Source organism: Streptomyces sp. NPDC059787, from assembly GCF_042732315.1.
GTDB classification, from domain to species: domain Bacteria; phylum Actinomycetota; class Actinomycetes; order Streptomycetales; family Streptomycetaceae; genus Streptomyces; species Streptomyces atrovirens.
This window is the reverse complement of record NZ_JBHWHX010000007.1, coordinates 37,643-58,151: the sequence shown is the minus strand read 5'-3', so window position 1 is coordinate 58,151 and position 20,509 is coordinate 37,643. Positions and strand designations below refer to the sequence as shown.

At 70.0% G+C, this 20,509-nt stretch carries 18 protein-coding genes; 13 read left to right on the top strand and 5 right to left on the bottom strand.

Annotated features, from left to right (window positions below):
* Position 1: 1 nt before the first annotated feature.
* Together ACFV5H_RS08765 and ACFV5H_RS08760 are read right to left on the bottom strand one after the other, a co-directional pair.
* Positions 2-1,219 carry an alpha/beta hydrolase gene (locus ACFV5H_RS08765; protein WP_385047258.1) on the bottom strand — a complete coding sequence of 406 codons (1,218 nt, stop codon included), beginning with the start codon at positions 1,217-1,219 and terminating at the stop codon, positions 2-4.
* Positions 1,220-1,300: 81 nt separating this feature from the next.
* Positions 1,301-1,963 carry a TetR family transcriptional regulator gene (locus ACFV5H_RS08760; protein ID WP_385193661.1) on the bottom strand — a complete coding sequence of 221 codons (663 nt, stop codon included), beginning with the start codon at positions 1,961-1,963 and terminating at the stop codon, positions 1,301-1,303.
* Positions 1,964-2,074: 111 nt separating this feature from the next.
* Between ACFV5H_RS08760 and ACFV5H_RS08755 the strand changes: the two genes are divergently transcribed.
* Entirely contained in the window at positions 2,075-3,694 is a 1,620-nt protein-coding gene (locus ACFV5H_RS08755) for an MFS transporter (RefSeq protein WP_385193659.1), read from the top strand.
* A gap of 54 nt (positions 3,695-3,748) precedes the next feature.
* Complete coding sequence (locus ACFV5H_RS08750) at positions 3,749-4,057, top strand: small hydrophobic protein (RefSeq protein WP_385047267.1); 309 nt, start codon at positions 3,749-3,751, stop codon at positions 4,055-4,057.
* Between the two features lie 206 nt (positions 4,058-4,263).
* Here ACFV5H_RS08750 and aceE read toward each other — a convergent pair whose 3' ends face one another.
* Positions 4,264-7,011 (bottom strand): pyruvate dehydrogenase (acetyl-transferring), homodimeric type, encoded by a 2,748-nt coding sequence (gene aceE, locus ACFV5H_RS08745; protein ID WP_385193657.1) that lies wholly within the window; start codon positions 7,009-7,011, stop codon positions 4,264-4,266.
* A gap of 406 nt (positions 7,012-7,417) precedes the next feature.
* Here aceE and ACFV5H_RS08740 point away from each other — a divergent pair, with 406 nt between their 5' ends.
* From ACFV5H_RS08740 to ACFV5H_RS08715, 6 genes are all read left to right on the top strand, one after another.
* Positions 7,418-7,855, top strand: a complete 438-nt coding sequence (locus ACFV5H_RS08740; protein WP_030218400.1) for a DUF3052 domain-containing protein — start codon at positions 7,418-7,420, stop codon at positions 7,853-7,855.
* A gap of 109 nt (positions 7,856-7,964) precedes the next feature.
* Positions 7,965-8,423, top strand: coding sequence for a peroxiredoxin (locus ACFV5H_RS08735; protein ID WP_385047376.1), 459 nt, complete (start codon positions 7,965-7,967; stop codon positions 8,421-8,423).
* 161 nt (positions 8,424-8,584) lie between these two features.
* Entirely contained in the window at positions 8,585-9,160 is a 576-nt protein-coding gene (locus ACFV5H_RS08730) for a calcium homeostasis/redox stress adaptation protein (protein ID WP_073935773.1), read from the top strand.
* 135 nt (positions 9,161-9,295) lie between these two features.
* Positions 9,296-9,871: a TerD family protein gene (locus ACFV5H_RS08725; protein WP_073935772.1), complete on the top strand. Its 576-nt coding sequence runs from the start codon at positions 9,296-9,298 to the stop codon at positions 9,869-9,871.
* A 49-nt stretch (positions 9,872-9,920) separates the two neighbouring features.
* Positions 9,921-11,060, top strand: coding sequence for a DUF475 domain-containing protein (locus ACFV5H_RS08720; protein ID WP_385047274.1), 1,140 nt, complete (start codon positions 9,921-9,923; stop codon positions 11,058-11,060).
* Between the two features lie 127 nt (positions 11,061-11,187).
* Positions 11,188-11,925 (top strand): Tellurium resistance, encoded by a 738-nt coding sequence (locus ACFV5H_RS08715; RefSeq protein ID WP_385047277.1) that lies wholly within the window; start codon positions 11,188-11,190, stop codon positions 11,923-11,925.
* A 30-nt stretch (positions 11,926-11,955) separates the two neighbouring features.
* Here ACFV5H_RS08715 and ACFV5H_RS08710 read toward each other — a convergent pair whose 3' ends face one another.
* Entirely contained in the window at positions 11,956-12,897 is a 942-nt protein-coding gene (locus ACFV5H_RS08710; RefSeq protein ID WP_385193654.1) for a TerD family protein, read from the bottom strand.
* Positions 12,898-13,086: 189 nt separating this feature from the next.
* Between ACFV5H_RS08710 and ACFV5H_RS08705 the strand changes: the two genes are divergently transcribed.
* From ACFV5H_RS08705 to ACFV5H_RS08695, 3 genes are read left to right on the top strand one after another with little or no spacing between them, the layout of a single operon-like run.
* Positions 13,087-14,253 carry an HpcH/HpaI aldolase/citrate lyase family protein gene (locus tag ACFV5H_RS08705; protein WP_385193651.1) on the top strand — a complete coding sequence of 389 codons (1,167 nt, stop codon included), beginning with the start codon at positions 13,087-13,089 and terminating at the stop codon, positions 14,251-14,253.
* A gap of 29 nt (positions 14,254-14,282) precedes the next feature.
* Positions 14,283-16,949: a phosphoribosyltransferase gene (locus ACFV5H_RS08700; RefSeq protein WP_385193817.1), complete on the top strand. Its 2,667-nt coding sequence runs from the start codon at positions 14,283-14,285 to the stop codon at positions 16,947-16,949.
* Complete coding sequence (locus ACFV5H_RS08695; RefSeq protein ID WP_385193649.1) at positions 16,949-17,761, top strand: HAD family hydrolase; 813 nt, start codon at positions 16,949-16,951, stop codon at positions 17,759-17,761. The genes ACFV5H_RS08700 and ACFV5H_RS08695 overlap by 1 nt, the downstream gene beginning before the upstream one ends.
* Positions 17,762-17,795: 34 nt before the next feature.
* On the opposite strand, the gene ACFV5H_RS08690 is transcribed toward ACFV5H_RS08695, so the two are convergent.
* The gene (locus ACFV5H_RS08690; RefSeq protein ID WP_385193647.1) at positions 17,796-18,584 is read right to left on the bottom strand and encodes a DedA family protein; all 789 of its coding nucleotides are present in this window, start codon (positions 18,582-18,584) and stop codon (positions 17,796-17,798) included.
* Between the two features lie 131 nt (positions 18,585-18,715).
* Here ACFV5H_RS08690 and ACFV5H_RS08685 point away from each other — a divergent pair, with 131 nt between their 5' ends.
* A complete protein-coding gene (locus ACFV5H_RS08685; RefSeq protein ID WP_385193644.1) occupies positions 18,716-19,858 on the top strand; it encodes a sensor histidine kinase in 1,143 nt (380 codons plus the stop codon).
* Entirely contained in the window at positions 19,849-20,493 is a 645-nt protein-coding gene (locus ACFV5H_RS08680) for a response regulator transcription factor (protein ID WP_073935764.1), read from the top strand. The genes ACFV5H_RS08685 and ACFV5H_RS08680 overlap by 10 nt, the downstream gene beginning before the upstream one ends.
* Positions 20,494-20,509 lie beyond the last annotated feature (16 nt).

The window sequence follows — 20,509 nt, the reverse complement described above, 5'->3', positions numbered from 1 at the left end:
TCTACGCGCGTCCGGTAGTGGTCGTACCGGACAAACCCGTCCGGCAGAGGTCCTCCTCGCCCGCGCAGGACACCGCGCGGTATGCGCCAACACCGATCTCGGCGAAGTTCCGCAGACTGTCCGTGCCCGGTACGAAGTACCCGGCGTGGCCCTCGGCCTCCCGTGCCGACAGCACCCGCGCACCGAATTCCGCCGTCACCGGGTCGGCCCCGTGGCCCAGACCGCCGAGTTCCAGGTACGGCACGTCCTGGATCCAGTCGTCGGCGTCCCGCATCGCCCACACCCGGGCGGTGGTGTGCAGTTGGGAGGCGTTCTCGACGCGCATGCCGGGGCTGCCGGCCACCGCGATGTCGGCCACCCGCTCCGGCAGGGTGTGCGCGGCGACCCCGCACACCACGGAGCCGTAGCTGTGGCAGAACAGCGAGACCGGAGCGATCCCGGGCAGCCCGCGCACCAGCGCGTCCAGCCGCACCGCGCCGTCCTCGGCGCGCATCGCCGTGGCCGCGTCCATGCCGAGCCCGCGGGGGGCGGTGTAGTCGGCCCAGGCGATCACGGCCGTACGGGTCGTGGGGTCGGTGTCGCGCTCCGCCGCGTACAGGGACTTCGCCATGCCGACGGGGGCCGAGTACGTGCGGTTCGTGCGCTGGAAGGTGAGCAGGTCGGTGTCGACGCCGGGGACGACGACCGAGATCCGCTCGGCCCTGCGCAGGTCGCCGAAGACCTCGGCGACCCGGCCGGAGCCCGACGGGTCGAAGGCGAGGATGTGCCGGCCCGGGCGCATCAGCGCCTCGAAGCGGTCCATCCGGAGTGCCGCCTGCCGCTGGCCCGAGGCGGTGAGGCGGTTGTCGTGCACGCGTTCGAGTTCGACCTTGCGGGCCTGCCCCAGCGCGATGCGGTTGGCGCGGTAGCGCAGTTGGACGGGTGCGCCGTTCATGTTGCCGACCGCGAGCGGATAGCGGCGGGCGAGACTCGCGCGCTGCCCCGCGGTGAGGGAGGCGAAGAACCGGGTCAGCCGTGCGGGCGCCGCCTCCGGGTCCGGCAGCCGGTGGCCGGCTATCCGGCCGTGCTCCCACGCGCTGAGCGATGCCTGGAGCGGAGCGGGGTGGCGCTGATGGCGCAGCGCCGTCCAGCCCGTGGTCGCCAGCATCACGAAAACGACGGCGAGCGCGAGCAGCATGCGCCAGACGTTCAGTTGCGGGGAGGTGTCGAAGGAAGTCACTGAAAGGACACACTAGGAGAACGGGAGAGTCTCGCGTGACCCAAGTGATCGGGATCACGTTTCGTTGTGCCGCTTCAGGGATCAATCCGTACGCCAGTTCCCCGCGAGCGCCGGTCCCACATGGTCCAGGCAGGTCGTCATCAGGTCCCGCATGGCCGCCGCGCTGAAATCGTCCCCGGCGGACCAGAGCCGCTCCGCCACCCGGATCACCCCGCCGAACGCGGCCAGCAGGATCCTCGGCCGGGGGTCGGCGTCCACGTCGAGCCCCTCGCGCTCGGCGATGATGCGCGCCAGCTCCTCCTCCAGCTCCGTCGCTCGCCGCAGATGGGCGGCGAGCAGGGCGGGCGTCGACTCGATGACCCGGTAGACGCGCATGTGCAGTTCCAGGGGGACGAGCTGTTCGACGGCCTCGTTGATGCCGTCCCAGCTGTCCAGCACGGCCCGGCGCAGCGCCTCCAGCGGCGCCTCGTCCGGCGGGCGTTCGCGTACGGCCTCGACGACGTGGGACTCCGCGAGCCGGGGGACGAAGAACGCCACCTCCTCCTTGCTCGCGAAGTAGCGGAAGAAGGTGCGCTGCGAGACGTCGACGGCCGCGGCGATGTCGTCGACGGTCGTCCCCTCGTATCCGCGCGTGGCGATCAGCTCCAGCGCGGCCCGGACCAGTGCGTCCCGTGTGCGCTGCTTCTTGCGCTCCCGCAGACCCGGCCGCGGCAGCGCGCCCACGGCGGTCCCGACCGTCTCCATTGCTCCTCCTCTAACTGTTTCCCCAGTTCAGGCTATACGCGAGTGTCCTGTCAGTGACTGACTGGTGAATTGGTTTGTCAACTGTCAGTGGCTGACATTAGTGTCGAACGTATGACTAGTCAGACCACCATCGACAAGACGGGGCCGGGGGACGGCACGCCGGGCGCCCCGTCGGACGGGACCCCGGGCAAGGGGCTGCGCGGGCACCCCTGGTTCACCCTCATCACCGTCGCCGTGGGCGTCATGATGGTGGCCCTCGACGGCACCATCGTGGCCATCGCGAACCCGGCCATCGGCAAGGACCTGGGTGCCACCTGGACCGATCTCCAATGGATCACCAACGCCTACTTCCTCGCCCTCGCGGTCTCCCTGATCACCGCGGGCAAGCTCGGTGACCGGTTCGGGCACCGGCAGACCTTCCTCATCGGCGTGGCGGGCTTCGCCGCCTCGTCGGCGGCCATCGGCCTGTCCGACGGCATCACGATGGTCATCGTCTTCCGTGTCTTCCAGGGTCTGTTCGGCGCCCTGCTGATGCCGGCCGCGCTCGGTCTGCTGCGGGCCACCTTCCCGGCCGAGAAGCTCAACATGGCCATCGGCATCTGGGGCATGGTCATCGGCGCCTCCACCGCGGGCGGCCCGATCCTCGGCGGTGTCCTCGTCGAGCACGTCAACTGGCAGTCGGTGTTCTTCATCAACGTGCCGGTCGGCGTCCTCGCCGTCGCGCTCGGCGCGTGGATCCTGCTCGACCACCGCGCGGAGAACGCCCCGCGCTCCTTCGACCTGCTCGGCATAGCCCTGCTGTCCGGTGCGATGTTCTGCCTCGTCTGGGCCCTGATCAAGGCGCCCGAGTGGGGCTGGGGCGACGTCCAGACCTGGTCGTTCATCGTCGGCTCGTTCGTCGGCTTCGGGGCCTTCGCCTTCTGGGAGACCAAGGTCAAGGAACCGCTGATCCCGCTGGCGCTGTTCCGCTCCGTACCGCTGTCCGCGGGTGTCGTGCTGATGGTCCTGATGGCCATCGCCTTCATGGGCGGCCTGTTCTTCGTCACCTTCTACCTGCAGAACGTGCACGGCATGAGCCCGATCGACGCCGGTCTGCACCTGCTGCCGCTCACCGGCATGATGATCGTCGGATCGCCGCTGGCCGGAGTGATGATCACCAAGGTCGGCCCACGCATCCCGCTCGCCGGGGGCATGGCCCTCACCGCGCTCGCCATGTACGGCATGTCCACGCTGGAGACGGACACCGGCAGCGTTGCGATGTCGCTCTGGTTCGCCCTGCTGGGCCTCGGCCTCGCGCCGGTCATGGTCGGCGCCACCGAGGTCATCGTGGGCAACGCGCCGCTCGAGCTGTCCGGCGTCGCCGGTGGTCTCCAGCAGGCCGCCATGCAGATCGGCGGCAGCCTCGGTACGGCCGTGCTGGGCGCGGTGATGGCCTCCAAGGTCGACAACGACCTCGTCGGCAACTGGGCGGACGCGGGGCTGCCGAAGCTCACCCCGGAGCAGCTGGCACAGGCCGAGCCGCTGGTCCAGCAGGGCATCGCCCCCGTGGCCGAGGGCACCCCGGCACAGATTGCCGCGAAGATCACCGACGTCGCCCACGACACCTTCATCTCCGGGATGAGCCTGGCGTCCCTGGTCGCCGCCGGAGTCGCCGTCGTGGCGGTGCTGGTCGCCTTCCTCACCAAGCGCGGTGAGAACGCGGAGGCGGGCGCGGGCGTCGGCCACATCTGAATTCACCGCGGAAGCGGGGGTACCCGTCATGTCAACGAACCCTTCAGGGAGTTGATGATGGCGAGCTTCGGACACGGAACGCGCAGGAACCCCCGCACACGTGGCCGGACGTGGTCACGGTCCGGGCCGGACCGCGCGACGCTCGGGATCATCGGAACCATCTGCGCGGTCGCCGGTTTCTTCGTGCTGGGGATCATCCTCGGCCCGGTGGCGATCGTCTGCGGCTGGCTCGCCATGGGCCGCAGCTGGACGGGTTCCCGTTCGGTGCCGGCCCTGGTCGCCCTCGTCCTGGGCGCCATCGACACGCTCCTGGCCATCATCTTCCTGGCCGGAGCGACCACGTCGGGCTATTCGATGTTCTGACGCAGCACCACATGGTTGAGCCCCCGGCAAGCCGCCGGGGGCTCAACCATGTCACCCCGCGGCTGCGGGCGGTCGTGCCGCTGGGGCGGCACAGGTGGGCGCAGCGGCACTCCCGCGCCACGCGCTCCTCGCGCCACGCGCTCCTCGCGGCGCGAGCCCCGTACGACCGCGCACCCGCGCAGCCCCCGGCCGTGCCCCGCGGAGCGTTACGCGTCGCCTCCCGCCACCCCGGGGTCGGCCGCGGCCACGTCCAGCAACTGATACCGATCGATCGCCTGCTTCAGCACCGACCGGTCCACATGCCCCTCCCGCGCCAGCTCCGTCAGCACCGCCACCACGATCGACTGCGCGTCGATGTGGAAGAACCGCCGCGCCGCCCCCCGCGTGTCCGCGAACCCGAACCCGTCCGCGCCCAGCGACTGGTACGTCCCCGGCACCCACCGCGCGATCTGGTCCGGCACCGACCGCATCCAGTCGGACACCGCCACCACCGGCCCCTGCGCCGCCGCGAGCTTCCGCGTCACGTACGGCGTGCGCTGCTCCTCCTCCGGGTGCAGCAGGTTGTGCCGCTCGCAGTCCACCGCCTCGCGCCGCAGCTCGTTCCAGGAGGTCGCCGACCAGACGTCGGCCTTGACGTTCCATTCCTCCGCGAGGATCTTCTGCGCCTCGATCGCCCACGGCAGCGCGACCCCGGACGCCAGGATCTGTGCCGGGAGCGAGCCCGCCGTGCCTTCGCTGAAGCGGTAGAGGCCCTTGACGATGCCCTCCGCGTCGACGTTCTCGGGCTCGGCGGGGTGCTGGATCGGCTCGTTGTACACCGTCAGGTAGTAGAAGACGTCCTCGCCGTGCGGGTGTTCCTCGTCGGAGCCGTACATCCGGCGCAGTCCGTCCTGCACGATGTGCGCGATCTCGAACCCGAACGCCGGGTCGTACGCGACGCACGCCGGATTCGTGGACGCCAGCAACTGCGAGTGGCCGTCCGCGTGCTGGAGACCCTCACCGGTCAGCGTCGTACGCCCCGCGGTCGCACCCAGGACGAAACCGCGCGCCATCTGGTCGCCCATCTGCCAGAACTGGTCACCGGTGCGCTGGAAACCGAACATCGAGTAGAAGACGTACACCGGGATGAGCGGCTCGCCGTGCGTGGCGTACGCCGATCCCGCCGCGATCAGCGAGGCCGTGCAGCCGGCCTCGGAGATGCCGTCGTGCAGCATCTGCCCGTTCGGCGCCTCTTTGTAGGCGAGCAGCAGTTCCCGGTCCACCGACTCGTACTGCTGGCCGAGCGGGTTGTAGATCTTCGCGCTCGGGAAGAACGAGTCCATGCCGAACGTACGGTACTCGTCCGGCGCGATCAGTACGAACCGCTTGCCGATCTCCTTGTCCCGCATGAGGTCCTTGAGGAGCCGGACGAAGGCCATGGTCGTCGCGATGGACTGCTGGCCGGAGCCCTTCTTCACGGTCGCGTACGTCTTGTCCTCGGGCAGCCGCAGCGGCTTCGACCGCACCACCCGCGTCGGCACGTACCCGCCGAGCGACTTGCGGCGGTCGTGCATGTACTGCATCTCCTCCGTGTCCGGCCCCGGGTGGTAGTAGGGCGGCGGACCGGACTCGAGCTCCTGGTCGGAGATCGGCAGGTGCAGCCGGTCCCGGAAGTGCTTGAGGTCGGTGACCGTCAGCTTCTTCATCTGGTGCGTGGCGTTGCGGCCCTCGAAGTTCGGGCCCAGCGTCCAGCCCTTGACCGTCTTCGCGAGGATCACCGTCGGCTGGCCCTTGTGCTCGACCGCCGCCTTGTACGCCGCGTAGATCTTGCGGTGGTCGTGACCGCCGCGCCCCAGGTGCAGGACCTGGTCGTCGGTCATGCCCTCGACCATCGCGCGCAGCCGGTGGTCGTCGCCGAAGAAGTGGTCGCGGATGTACGCGCCCGACTCGGTGGCGTACGTCTGGAACTGGCCGTCCGGTGTGGTGTTCATCCGGTCGACCAGGATCCCGTCCCGGTCCTGCGCCAGCAGCGGGTCCCAGGTGCGGTCCCAGATCAGCTTGATCACGTTCCAGCCGGCGCCCCGGAAGACCGACTCCAGCTCCTGGATGATCTTTCCGTTGCCGCGCACCGGGCCGTCGAGCCGCTGCAGGTTGCAGTTGACGACGAAGGTCAGGTTGTCCAGGCCCTCACGGGCGGCGAGGGTGAGCTGGCCCAGCGACTCCGGCTCGTCCATCTCGCCGTCACCGAGGAACGCCCACACGCGCGAGCGCGAGGTGTCCGCGATGCCGCGCGCGTGCATGTAGCGGTTCATCCGCGCCTGGTAGATCGCGCCGATCGGGCCGAGGCCCATCGACACGGTCGGGAACTCCCAGAAGTCCGGCATCAGCCGCGGGTGCGGATACGACGACAGGGTGTACGGCGCCTTCGACTTCTCCTGGCGGAAGCCGTCCAGGTGCCGCTCGCTCAGCCGGTCCAGCAGGTACGCGCGGGCGTAGATGCCGGGGGAGGCGTGTCCCTGGAAGAAGACCTGGTCGCCGCCGTCGCCCTCGTCCTTGCCGCGGAAGAAGTGGTTGAAGCCCACGTCGTACAGCGACGCGGAGGAGGCGAAGGTGGCGATGTGGCCGCCGACCCCGATGCCCGGACGCTGCGCGCGGGAGACCATCACCGCGGCGTTCCAGCGGGTGGCGTTGAGGATCTTGCGCTCGATCTCCTCGTTGCCCGGGAAGAACGGCTCGGCGCGGGTCGGGATCGTGTTGACGTAGTCCGTGCTGCGCATCTCGGGCACGGCCACGCGCTTCTCGCGGGCACGCTCGATGAGCCGCAGCATCAGGTAGCGGGCCCGCTCCCGGCCGCGCTCGTCGACCGCGGCGTCGAGGGAGTCGAGCCACTCCTGGGTTTCCTCGGGATCGAAGTCAGGAACCTGACTCGGAAGGCCGCCAATGATGATCGGGTTGCGATCGGATGCGGAAGCCACGCTGTTCCTTACCTGTCAGAGGGCCGTGAGACGGGCCGTTGTTTTTCGCCGGTACGGCCCGGATTGCGCCGCTCCCCATGGTCCACCTCGGGGCCGTCGGCGTCATCTCTACCGGGAGGTAATCCGGAGCCGGGACCAGTACGGTGTTCATGGGGCTCGTCCATTCGAGTCTTCGTACACGTAGACGGTTCCCAAAGGGCCAAACGGGGCACAAAGGTGTGGTGTGCGTCACTTCAGGCCATGATGGTGTGCCTGGAGTTGCGGTGACCCGGCCAGGATCGTCACCGTTTCGGCGGTCTGTACGGCCGGGTACTTGCGCGATCCGTCCCGCCCGTGTGGACTACGGCCAATGCTTCGCGCACGCGCGTGGCTGAGTTATTCCCAAGACATGATCAGGAGGCAACCCGTGAGCGCGACCGCGGACCACGCGGAGGAGCGGACGAACCCTGCCGCCAGGCTGGGGTTCCAGCCCGGGCAGGTGGTCCAGGAGATCGGCTACGACGACGACGTCGACCAGGAGCTCCGCGAGGCCATTGAGGGCGTCATCGAGAGCGACCTCGTCGATGAGGACTACGACGACGTGGCTGACGCCGTTGTGCTGTGGTTCCGCGACGACGACGGCGACCTGACGGATGCGCTGGTGGATGCCACCACGTACATCGAAGAGGGCGGCGCGATCCTGCTTCTCACGCCGAAGACAGGCCGTTCGGGCTATGTGGAGCCGAGCGACATCTCGGAGGCGGCCACCACGGCGGGCCTGACGGCGGCCAAGAGCGTCAGTGTGGGCAAGGACTGGAGCGGCAGCCGGCTGGCGACGCCGAAGGCGGCCAAGTCCAAGCGGTGAACCACCCCCGGACGGGCCGGTCGCGTCACGCGTCGGCCCGTCCGTCGGCCTGTCGTACTCCCTGCGTAGGGTGGTCGGAGCGAACCACCCCGAAGGGATGAACACGACGATGGCGATCCAGGTCGGCGACAAGGCCCCCGACTTCGAACTCAAGGACAACCACGGGGCGACCGTGAAGCTGTCCGACTTCCACGGGCGGAAGAACGTGGTGGTGCTCTTCTACCCGTTCGCCTTCACCGGCGTGTGCACCGGTGAGCTGTGCGAGGTCCGTGACCGGCTGCCGCAGTTCTCCGACCGCGACACCCAGGTGCTCGCCGTCTCCAACGACTCCATCCACACCCTGCGCGTCTTCGCCGAGCAGGAGGACCTGGAGTACCCCCTGCTCAGCGACTTCTGGCCGCACGGCAACGTCTCGCGCGCGTACGGCGTCTTCGACGAGGACAAGGGGTGCGCGGTGCGCGGGACGTTCATCATCGACAAGGAGGGCGTCGTGCGCTGGACCGTCGTCAACGCCCTGCCGGACGCCCGTGACCTGAACGAGTACGTCAAGGCGCTCGACACCCTGTAGCCACGTCAAAGCGCTCGACACCCGTGGACCCGGCCCGACACCCTGTGGTTCTTCGACCGTGGGGCCTGCGGCGACCGGGAACCCGTCACTAGGATCGAATCGTTGATCCGACATCCGACGCACTACGGGGCACCCCGCCCCAGGACACCAATGGAGGACTCGTGGGAGTCAGCCTCAGCAAGGGCGGCAACGTATCGCTGACCAAGGAGGCGCCGGGCCTGACCGCGGTCATCGTCGGTCTGGGGTGGGACATCCGCACCACGACCGGTACCGACTTCGACCTCGACGCCAGCGCCCTGCTGCTGAACAGCGGCGGCAAGGTCGCCAGTGACGCGCACTTCATCTTCTTCAACAACCTGAAGAGCCCGGACGGCTCGGTCGAGCACACCGGTGACAACCTCACCGGTGAGGGCGAGGGCGACGACGAGCAGATCAAGATCAACCTCGCCGGGGTCCCCGCCGACATCGAGAAGATCGTCTTCCCGGTCTCCATCTACGACGCCGAGAACCGCCAGCAGTCCTTCGGCCAGGTGCGCAACGCGTTCATCCGCGTCGTCAACCAGGCCGGCGAGGCAGAGATCGCCCGTTACGACCTGAGCGAGGACGCCTCCACCGAGACCGCCATGGTCTTCGGTGAGCTGTACCGGCACGGCGCGGAGTGGAAGTTCCGCGCCATCGGCCAGGGCTACGCCTCGGGCCTGCGCGGCATCGCGCAGGACTTCGGTGTGAACGTCTGAGAGGCCCACAGGGCGGCCACGCCCGAGCCCGGCCGCCTTCCGCGGCCACACCGCCCGGCGCCGCACGGTTTACGTGCGGCGCCGGACGTGCAGGACCACCTGAGAAACATCACCACCCGGGGAGGGACCAGCATCATGGGCGTCACGCTTGCCAAAGGGGGCAACGTCTCCCTGTCCAAGGCCGCACCCAACCTCACGCAGGTCATGATCGGGCTCGGCTGGGACGCGCGCTCCACCACCGGAGCCGACTTCGACCTCGACGCCAGCGCGCTGATGTGCAGCGGCGGCCGGGTCATGGGGGACGAGTGGTTCGTCTTCTACAACCAGCTCAAGAGCCCGGACGGCTCGGTGGAGCACACCGGTGACAACCTCACCGGTGAGGGCGACGGGGACGACGAGTCCCTGCTGGTCGACCTCCCCAAGGTGCCGGCTCAGTGCGACAAGATCGTCTTTCCGGTCTCCATCCACATGGCCGACGAGCGCGGCCAGACCTTCGGCCAGGTCAGCAATGCCTTCATCCGCGTGGTGAACCAGGCGGACGGCCAGGAACTCGCCCGCTACGACCTGAGCGAGGACGCGTCCACCGAAACCGCGATGATCTTCGGCGAGCTCTACCGCTACCAGGGCGAATGGAAGTTCCGTGCGGTGGGACAGGGGTACGCGTCGGGGTTGCGGGGCATCGCTCTAGACTTCGGAGTCAACGTTTCGTAAAGCCGATCACGGCAGCGGGGGAGACCCGTTAACACACCTGGGGTAGCCAGTGGTTCTGAAAACCTTCGGCTGGTCGTTCGCGGTCACCGCGCTCGGCCTGGTCGCAGCGATCCTCTTCGGGGGGTGGACCGCCTTCGGAATCGTGGCGATCCTCTCGATCCTCGAGATCTCGCTGTCCTTCGACAACGCGGTGGTCAACGCCGGCATCCTGAAGAAGATGAATGCCTTCTGGCAGAAGATCTTCCTCACCATCGGCATTCTGATCGCCGTCTTCGGCATGCGGCTGGTCTTCCCCGTCGTGATCGTCGCCGTCAGCGCCCAGCTCGGCCCGATCGAGGCGGTCGATCTCGCGCTCAGCGACAAGGACCGTTACCAGGAACTCGTCACCGACGCCCACCCGGCGATCGCCGCGTTCGGTGGCATGTTCCTGCTGATGATCTTCCTGGACTTCATCTTCGAGGACCGGGACATCAAGTGGCTGGCCTGGCTGGAACGCCCGCTGGCCAAGCTCGGCAAGGTCGACATGCTGTCGGTCTGCATCGCCCTGGTCATCCTGCTGATCTCCGCCATGACCTTCGCCACCCACGCCCACCAGCACGGCGGCACCCACGTCGACAAGGCCGAGACGGTCCTGCTCGCCGGCATCGCGGGCCTGATCACCTACATGATCGTGGGCGGCCTGTCCGGCTACTTCGAGGACAAGCTCGAAGAGGAGGAGGAACACGAACACGAGGAGGAGGAGAAGGCCGCGCGCTCCGGCAAGCCCCGCACGGTGGTGGCCATGGCCGGCAAGGCCGCGTTCTTCATGTTCCTCTACCTGGAGGTCCTGGACGCCTCCTTCTCCTTCGACGGCGTCATCGGCGCCTTCGCCATCACCAACGACATCGTCCTGATGGCCCTCGGCCTGGGCATCGGCGCCATGTACGTCCGGTCCCTGACCGTCTACCTGGTCCGCCAGGGCACCCTCGACGAGTACGTCTACCTGGAGCACGGCGCGCACTACGCCATCGGCGCCCTGGCGCTGATCCTGCTCGTCACCATCCAGTACGAGATCCCCGAACTCATCACCGGCTCCATCGGCGTCATCCTGATCGGCGCCTCCTTCTGGTCATCCGTCCGCCGCAACAAGCGGCTCGCGGAAGCCGAGGGGAACGCCGACGACAAGACCGAGGTCCCCTCCGGGGTGTGACAGCCCTCCGGGTGAGGAACGCTCTCGACGGGGCGGCCACCGAGGACCACTCCTCGGGGCCGCCCCGTCGGCCGCCCGGGAGTCCCGGCGGCCCGAGCGGGGTTCGGCGACTGGACTTGGGGCGGGAATGGGTTTCCTGGACGGACTGTGGCGTGGCCGTGAGAGCGCCTTCGACTCGGGCAGCGCGGCCAGCAACGCCATCGAGCTGACCAAACGGCACGGTCAGGTGTCCCTGACCAAACAGGGAGCGGCCACCGGCCATCTGCGGATCAACCTGAGCTGGCGGATGCGCACCTCCGACTTCGGCGGCCCCCAGCGGGAGAGCCTGCTGCGCCACCCCCTCAAGGCGCTCAAGCCCCCGGAGGTCGTCGGCCACAGCCAGTCCATGGTCAACGTCGACCTCGACCTGGGCTGCCTGTACGAGCTCCAGGACGGCACCAAGGGCGTGGTCCAGCCCCTCGGCGGCCTCCTCGGCGACGTCAACGCCGCGCCGTACGTCAAGCTCAGCGGCGACGACCGGTTCGGGTCCGGCTCGGGCGAGACCATGTACGTCAACCTGGACCACCGCGAGAACATCAAACGCCTGCTGGTCTTCGCCTACATCTACGACCAGACGCCCGCGTTCGACCGGACGCACGCCATGGTCACGCTCTACCCCAGCAACGGCCCGCGGATCGAGATCGGCCTCGACGAACGCCACCCCCAGGCCCGCTCCTGCGCGGTGGTGATGATCGAGAACGTCAAGAACGAGATCATCGTCCGCCGCGAGGTGAAGTTCGTGTACGGATTCCAGGCGGAGCTGGACCGGCTGTACGGGTGGGGGCTCCAGTGGGGGAGGGGCTTCAAGACGAAGGCCGATCGCTGAGAAGCCCTTGATCGCGCAGGCGTCGGCCCGTCAGCGCCCGATGAACTGCGGACCCTGCGGCGGAAGCCGGAAGTCCGGGTCGGGTGAGGCGGCGGCCGGCGGCGGGAAACCGTACCCGCCCGGCGCCCCCGCGGCGGCCGTGGCGGGCGCCGGCGGGTATCCGTAGGCGGGCTGACTGGTCGGCTGGGGATAGCCGTAGGCCGGCTGCGTGGCCGCGGGCTGCTGCGGCGGATAGCCGTACGCGGGCTGCGCGGGCACCCCCGCCGGCTGCTCGGGCGGCAGCGGCCGGGACACCTCGGGCACCGGCGGGGCGAGCGGTGCCTGCGGCTGCGTCAGGGCCTCGGAGGAGGTCCGGTCGAAGGCCGGTACGTGCGCCGTCGGAGGCGGAAGCTGGGTGACGTCGGAGGCGTCGGGCTCCTGCGCGGTCTCCGACTCGTCCACCGAGATGCCGAAGTCGGTCGCCAGACCCTTCAGACCGTTCGAATAGCCCTCGCCGAGCGCCCGGAACTTCCAGCCCTCACCGCGCCGGTACAGCTCACCGCAGATCAGCGCGGTCTCCTCGCCGGTCTCCGGCTTGATGTCGAAGTACGCCAGCGCGTCCCCGTCGGCGGCCTGCGCGTCGTACAGCAGGATGCGCAGGTCCCGTACGCGGTCGAAGGCGACGCCGTCCGCCGATGCGACGAGCAGAATCCGGCCGACACCGGACTCGACACCGGCGAGATCCGTCTGGATCGTGTCGGTCAGGCCCTCGGCGACGCGCTTCTTGCCGAGCCGCCACACCTGCCCGGCAGGATGCCGTGGCTGGTTGTAGAAGACGAAGTCCTCGTCGGAGCGCACACGACCGTCGGGGCCGAGGAGCAGCGCGGAGGCGTCGATGTCCGGCACCCCCTGCCCGGGCGACCAGCGCAGCACGGCACGTACCGTGGTGGCCTCGAGAGGGACGTTCGACCCCTTGAGCATCGCGTGCGTCATGCGGTCATCCTGCCTTCTCCGTCCTGGTCACGACAACGCGGGGTTGGGGTCGACACGGCGGGGTTACCTGAAGTTCACGACCCGGGGGAACCGCCGACATGGATCCCTACGTACTATTACCGGCCACCTTCCGACATTCCATGGATTCCATGGATTCCATAGATTCCAGAGAGGCCACGGGGGAGTTCAATGCGTCATTTCGGGCACCTTGCCCCTGCGGTGCGGAAACGTCTCTTCTACCGGGAGCCCGGCGAGTTCACGCCGGATTCCCCGGCCCGGCTGCTCTCCGCGGCCCTCGGCGCCACGCTCTACAGCCCCGCGACCCGGCCCCGGCTCGCCGACGACGTCGTCAAGCAGGGCGGCAACGGTGTGGTCTCCATGGTGCTGTGCCTGGAGGACTCCATCAACGACGCCGACGTACCCGCCGGTGAGGAGAACCTCGTACGGCAGTTCACGGACCTGGCCGGGCGGCCCGGGGCGGATCTGCCGCTGCTGTTCATCCGGGTCCGCACCCCCGAACAGATCCCCGACCTCGTCCGCCGCCTCGGCCCCTCCGTCGCGCTGCTGTCCGGATTCGTACTGCCGAAGTTCACCGCGGAACGCGGCCTGCCGTTCCTGGAGGCGCTGGCCACCGCCGAGGCCGAAAGCGGCCACCGGCTCTTCGCCATGCCCGTGCTGGAGTCGCCCGAGCTGCTCTACCGCGAATCCCGCGTCGAGACCCTCGAAGGCATCTTCCGCGCCGTCGACAAGTACCGCGACCGCGTGCTCGCACTGCGCCTCGGCGTGACCGACTTCTGCTCCTCCTACGGGCTGCGCAGGGGCCCCGACATGACGGCGTACGACATCCAGGTCGTCGCCTCCGTGATCTCCGACGTGGTGAACATGCTGGCCCGGGCCGACGGCACCGGATTCACCGTGACGGGGCCGGTCTGGGAGTACTTCCGGGTCCAGGAACGCATGTTCAAGCCACTCCTGCGGCAGAGCCCCTTCCACGAGGTGCAGGCCGTGGCACTGCGCGAGAAGCTGATCGAACACGCCATGGACGGCCTGCTGCGCGAGATCTCCCTCGACCGGGCCAACGGCCTGCTGGGCAAGACCTGCATCCACCCCTCGCACGTACTCCCCGTGCACGCGCTGTCCGTCGTCAGCCACGAGGAGTTCAGCGACGCCCAGGACATCCTGCGGCCGGAACGCGGCGGCGGGGGTGTACTCAGGTCGGCCTACACGAACAAGATGAACGAGGTGAAACCCCACCGCGCCTGGGCCGAGCGGACCCTGCTGCGCGCCGAGGTCTTCGGCGTCACCAACGAGGACATCGGCTTCGTGGAACTGCTCGCGGCGGGCCTGGCCGAGTGACCGGGACGGAGAAGACTGTGAACGAGGGGATGCGCCGGCCGGCGCGTCGCGGAACCCGGGCCGGCGAGGACATATGGTCCGGCAGCTGGGTCACGGAGCGGCTCGGCGTCGAGCTGGCCGGGGACGAGAGCCTGCCCGGGCTGCTGGGTCTGGCACTGCGCCGCAATCCCAAACGGGCCCACCTGCTGGTCTCCAACGTCCTCGGCAAACACGTCCCCCAGTCCCCGTCCGTCGTGTACGGCCACGGCGTCACGCTCGGCCGCCGGGTGCGCGAGCTGCTGGGTGACTCGGCGGAGGACGCGGTCGTCCTGGGTTATGCGGAGACCGCGACCGGCCTCGGCCACTCCGTCGCCGACGGCCTGGGCGTCGCCCCCTATCTGCACTCCACCCGCCGCCCGGTCGTGGGAACCGCCACGGCCGGCGGCTTCGAGGAATCCCACTCCCACGCCACGTCCCACCTGCTGCTCCCGGAGGACCCGTCCCTGCTGGCCGGGGACGGCCCGCTGGTCCTGGTCGACGACGAGTTCTCCACGGGGAACACGGTGTTGAACACCGTTCGGGATCTTCATGCGCGGTATCCGCGGAGGCGGTATGTCGTGGTCGCCCTCGTCGACATGCGGTCGCCCGCCGACACCGGCCGCCTGGACGAGTTCGCCCGCGAGATCGGGGCACGCATCGACCTGGTGACGACCGCGTCGGGCACGGTGCGGCTGCCTGACGGCGTCCTTGAGAAGGGGCGGGAGCTGGTGGCGCAGTACGAGGGTGCCACGAAGGGTGACCGGTCGTCTGCGGCTGCGTCGGGGCTGGTCGCGCAGTTCCCCGCGCCCCTCGAGGGAGATGCCCGTACCCCGAGCCTGGAAGCCGGTGCTCGGGCCCACCCTCCGGGGGCGCGGGACGTAGTCGAATCTGCGGCTGCCGCCGCGTGGGCGCGACCAGCCACATCCGGCCCGCACCCGGCCGGCGAGCCCGGCCGCGCCGCGCGAGTGGACCTGCGCTGGCCGGACGGCCTCCCCGACGGCGGCCGCCACGGCTTCACCCCCGCACACCGAGCCCGCCTCGAACACGCACTCCCCGGCATGGCCGCCCGCCTCGCGAAGGCACTCCCCGCCAGGACGCACCGCGTCCTCGTCCTCGGCTTCGAGGAACTGATGTACACCCCGCTGCGCCTGGCAGGCGAGCTGGAGCGGACCATCCGCGCCGACGTACGCTTCTCCACCACCACCCGCTCGCCCGTCCTCGCCGTCGACGACCCCGGCTACGCGATACGCACCCGCCTGGTCTTCCCCGCCCACGACGACCCCGCCGACGGCCCCGGCGAGCGCTACGCCTACAACGTCGCCGGCGGCGGCTTCGACACCGTCGTCGCCGTCGTCGACTCGGCCGCCGACACCCCCGCACTGCACGCGCCCGGCGGCCTGCTCGCCCGGCTCGCCGCGCACACCCCGCAGGTCCTCCTCGCGGTCGTACCGTCCTACGTACCCGCACCCCAGGACGCCCCCAAGGACGCCCGACCGGACGCCCCCGAAAGGCCCGCCACCATGCTGCCCGAGCCCCTCAGAGGCCCCGCCTTCTCCTCGTACGCGCCCGAGGAGGTCGGCTGGCTGCTCCAGGACCTCTCGGACGTGACGCTGGAGGCGCCGACCGAGGAGCGCGAGGAGGCCATCCAGAGCGGCGGCGCCCACTACGCGGAGTCGCTGCCCGTGGAGTACCAGCCGAGCGAGCAGTACCAGGAACTGTTCCACGCGGCCCTGGACGAGTCGGCGGCCCGTCTGGCCCACGCGGTGGGCGTGGTCACCGAGACCGTGCTCGCCGAGCGGTCCCCCCGGCCGGTACTCGTCTCCCTGGCCCGTGCGGGCACTCCCGTGGGCATCCTGATGCGCCGCTGGGCGCAGTACCGCCACCAACTCGACCTCCCTCACTACGCTGTTTCGATCGTCCGCGGCCGGGGCATCGACGCCAACGCGCTGCGCTGGCTGGCCGCCCACCACGACCCCCGGGACGTGGTCTTCGTCGACGGCTGGACCGGCAAGGGCGCCATCACCCGCGAACTCGCCCAGGCAATCGAGGAATTCGAGAAGACCGAGGGCGTCACCGGCTTCGACCCGGAGATCGCGGTCCTGGCCGACCCCGGCTCCTGCGTCCGCACCTACGGCACCCGCGAGGACTATCTGATCCCCTCCGCCTGCCTCAACTCCACGGTGTCCGGCCTGATCTCACGCACCGTGCTCCGCGCCGACCTGGTCGGCCCGCACGACTTCCACGGCGCCAAGTTCTACCGCGAACTCGCCGGCGCGGACCTCTCGGTGGCCTTCCTGGACGCCGTCTCCGCCCGCTTCCCGGAGGTCACCGACGCCGCCTGCGCCCAGGCCAAGGAACTCCTCTCCACCGACCGCACCCCCACCTGGGAGGGCTGGGCGGCGGTCGAACGCATCAGCGAGGAGTACGGCATCCACGACGTGAACCTCGTCAAGCCCGGCGTCGGCGAGACCACCCGGGTGCTGCTGCGCCGGGTGCCCTGGAAGGTGCTCGCCCGGGCCGGAGCCGGCAGCGACCTCGACCATGTACGCCTCCTCGCTCAGCAGCGGGGCGTCCCCGTCGAAGAGGTCGACGGACTCCCCTACACCTGCGTCGGACTGATCCACCCCCGCTACACCCGTGGCGCCACCGGCGCCGACGGCAAGGCGGTGACCCGGTGATGCCCGTCATCGTCGCCAGCGACCTCGACCGCACACTCATCTACTCCGCCGCCGCCCTCGCCCTGACCATGCCGGACGCACGGGCACCCCGGCTGCTGTGCGTGGAGGTCCACGAGAGCAAGCCCCTGTCCTATATGACGGAGACGGCGGCCCGGCTCCTCACCGACCTCGGCGACGAGGCCGTGTTCGTCCCCACGACGACCCGCACCCGCAAGCAGTACCAGCGCATCAACCTCCCCGGCCCGCCGCCGGCCTACGCGATCTGCGCCAACGGCGGACACCTCCTCGTCGACGGCGTGTCCGACCAGGACTGGCACACCCGGGTGCTCGCCCGGCTGGCCGACGAGTGCGCCCCGCTGTCCGAGGTCCAGGAACATCTGCTGCGGACCGCCGACCCGGTCTGGGTGCGCAAGCACCGGGTCGCCGAGGACCTCTTCGCCTACCTCGTCGTCGAGCGGGAACTGCTGCGCGAGGAGTGGGTGAAGGAACTCGGGGAGTGGGCGGAGAACCGCGGCTGGACCGTGTCCCTCCAGGGGCGCAAGATCTACGCCGTGCCCAAGCCCCTCACCAAGAGCGCGGCCGTGCACGAGGTCGCCCGTCGTACCGGAGCCGATCTCACCCTCGCCGCCGGCGACTCCCTCCTCGACGCCGACCTGCTCCTCGCCGCCGACCAGGGCTGGCGCCCCGGTCACGGTGAACTCGCCGACGACGACTGGACGGCCCCCGCGATCAGGGCCCTCCCCGAGCGGGGCGTCCTGGCCGGCGAGCGCATCCTTCGCGAATTCCTGCAGACGGTGCGCTCACCTCGGTGAGGCCGTGCGGCCGGGAGGCCGTGCGGCCGGGGCGTCAGCGGTGGCGTCGCAGGCTCATCGTGTCGGCGGAGTCGTACCCGTGGGCGGGTGCGTCCCCGCCGGCGTGCTCGGCGCCGGTGGCCGGGTGCGACGGGCGTATGTGATCCGTGCCCGCTCGCCCGTCCCGCCGCCGGCGGCCGTCGCCCGAGCGCAGCAGCCGCAGGACCACGAACGCCACCAGGGCCAGCGCGGCCACGCCGAGGACCACCTTCGAGTACGCCGACACGATGGTCGACACCTGCTCCCAGTTGTCCCCCAGCGCATACCCCGCGAGCACGAACGCGGTGTTCCAGATCGCGCTGCCCAGCGTGGTCAGCCCCAGGAACAGCGGCAGTCGCATGCGCTCCACACCGGCCGGCACCGATATGAAACTGCGGAAGAGCGGGATCATCCGGCCGAAGAACACCGCCTTCGTTCCGTGCCGCAGGAACCACGCCTCCGTCTTCTCGATGTCCGCGACCTTCACCAGCGGCAGCCGCTCCGCTATCGCCACCGTCCGGTCCCGGCCGAGCAGCGCGCCCACTCCGTACAGCGCGAGCGCGCCGACCACCGAGCCGGCGGTCGTCCACAGCAGCACGGCGAGCAGCCCCATCCGCCCACTGCTCGCGGCGAACCCCGCCAGCGGCAGGATCACCTCGCTGGGGATGGGAGGGAAGAGGTTCTCCAGCGCGATGGCGAGGCCGGCCCCGGGAGCGCCCATGGCGTCCATGAGGTCGTTGACCCACTGCGGTCCGGCACTCCCGTCCGCGGCCGCTGTGATCGTGTGCGCTGCGATGGCTGTCATGCCTGCCACGCTAGAGAACCGGAGCTGAAGGGAGGCTGAGGAAAGCCGCACGATGCCCTGCGGTACTCCACAGCCGCAATTGCGGTTTTCCGCAGTGTGCCCCCATGCCGCGTCCGACTAGCCTCGCGATCATGCGAGACATGGTGCGGCGCGTGACGCGGTGCGCGGTGGGGCTGATGTGGGGCGCCGCCGCGGCCGTCGTCGAGCTGCTCTACACCGTCCTGGCCGGCCTGCCCCTCCTGCTCGTCGTGGCCTGGCCGCGCGGCCGACGCGCCGTGCTCCGACCGGTCCTCGCGGGCGCGCGAGGACTGACGGAGCTGAACCGCACCCGGCTGCGGACCTGGCTGAGGGCGCACACCTCATCCGCGTACGAGGACACGCAGGCCCTGGGGTACCTGGCCTGTCGCTGGACCCTGGGCGTACTGGGCGCGGTGGTGATGCTCTCGGTGGCGATCGGCCTCGGGTACGGCACGTCGTGGATGTACCTCTGGCTGCTGGTCGACGAGATACGCACCCCCGGAGCGGTCGCCCTCACCTCCCTCGGAGGGCTCTTCCTCCTCTTCCTCGCCGTCCAGGGGATAGTCGGCGTGGCCGAACTGGAGGGGAAGCTGGCCCGCCGCCTGCTCGGCCCCCGCCACCAGGACGCGCTGGAGCGGCGCATCGCCGAGCTGTCCGCGAGCCGCGCGGCCGTGGTCGACGCGGTGAACGACGAGCGGCGGCGCATCGAGCGGGACCTGCACGACGGAGTGCAGCAGCGCCTGGTCGCGCTCGGCATGCTGCTCGGCCGCGCCCTGCGCAGCGAGGACCCGGCCCGCACGGACCGGCTGCTGCGCCAGGCACACCAGGAGAGCCGGCACGCCCTGGACGACCTGCGCGAGGTGGCGTGGCGGATCTACCCCACCACCCTGGACGAGGCGGGGCTGCGGGCGGCGCTGGAGACGGTCGCCGAGCGGGCCTCCGTCCCGGTACGGGTGGAGTACGGGCTCACCGGGGAGCCCGAGCGGGCGGTGGGGACCGTCGTCTACTTCGTCGTCTGCGAGGCCGTCACCAACGCGGTGAAGCACGCGAAGCCGACCCGGATAGTGGTCGAGGTCGGATCGAGGGAAGGAGCGTTGTACGTGAGTGTCGAGGACGACGGCCGGGGCGGGGCGAACGCCACGGGCAGCGGACTGTTCGGGTTGGCCCGGCGCGTCGCCGCACTCGACGGGCGGCTCGAGGTGCGCAGTCCGCCGGGCGGGCCGACCCTGGTGACCGCGGAGCTGCCATGCGCCTGATCCTGGCCGAGGACTCCACCCTGCTCAGAGAGGGCCTGGTACGGCTGCTGGCGGAGGAGGGACATCAGGTGCTGGCCGCCGTCGGCAACGCGGAACTGCTGCTGCGGGCGGTCGCGGAGGACCCGCCGGACGTGGTGGTGGCCGATGTGCGCATGCCGCCCACGCACACCGACGAGGGGCTGCGCGCGGCCCTGGAGATACGCCGGCGCTGGCCGTCCGTGGGGGTGCTGGTGCTCTCGCAGTACGTGGAGAAGCGGTATGCGACCGAGTTGCTGACCGGTGAGTCGGAAGGGGTCGGCTACCTGCTCAAGGACCGTGTCGTCCAGGTCGACGAGTTCCTGGACGCCCTGGAGCGGGTGGCGCAGGGACGCGCCGCCTTCGACCCGGAGGTCGTGCGGCAGCTGCTCGGCCGCACGACGCACACCGACCCGCTCGCCCGCCTCACCGCGCGGGAGCAGGCGGTGCTGGCAGAGATGGCGCAGGGGCACACCAACGCCGCCATCGCGCGTCGGCTGCACATCTCGCAGAGCGCGGTGGAGAAACACACCAACGCGATCTTCGACAAGCTCGGACTGACGGGGGGCGAGGGCTATTCGCGCAGGGTGCTGGCGGTACTGCGCTACCTCGGCAGCTGATGCTGCGCTGTCTCGG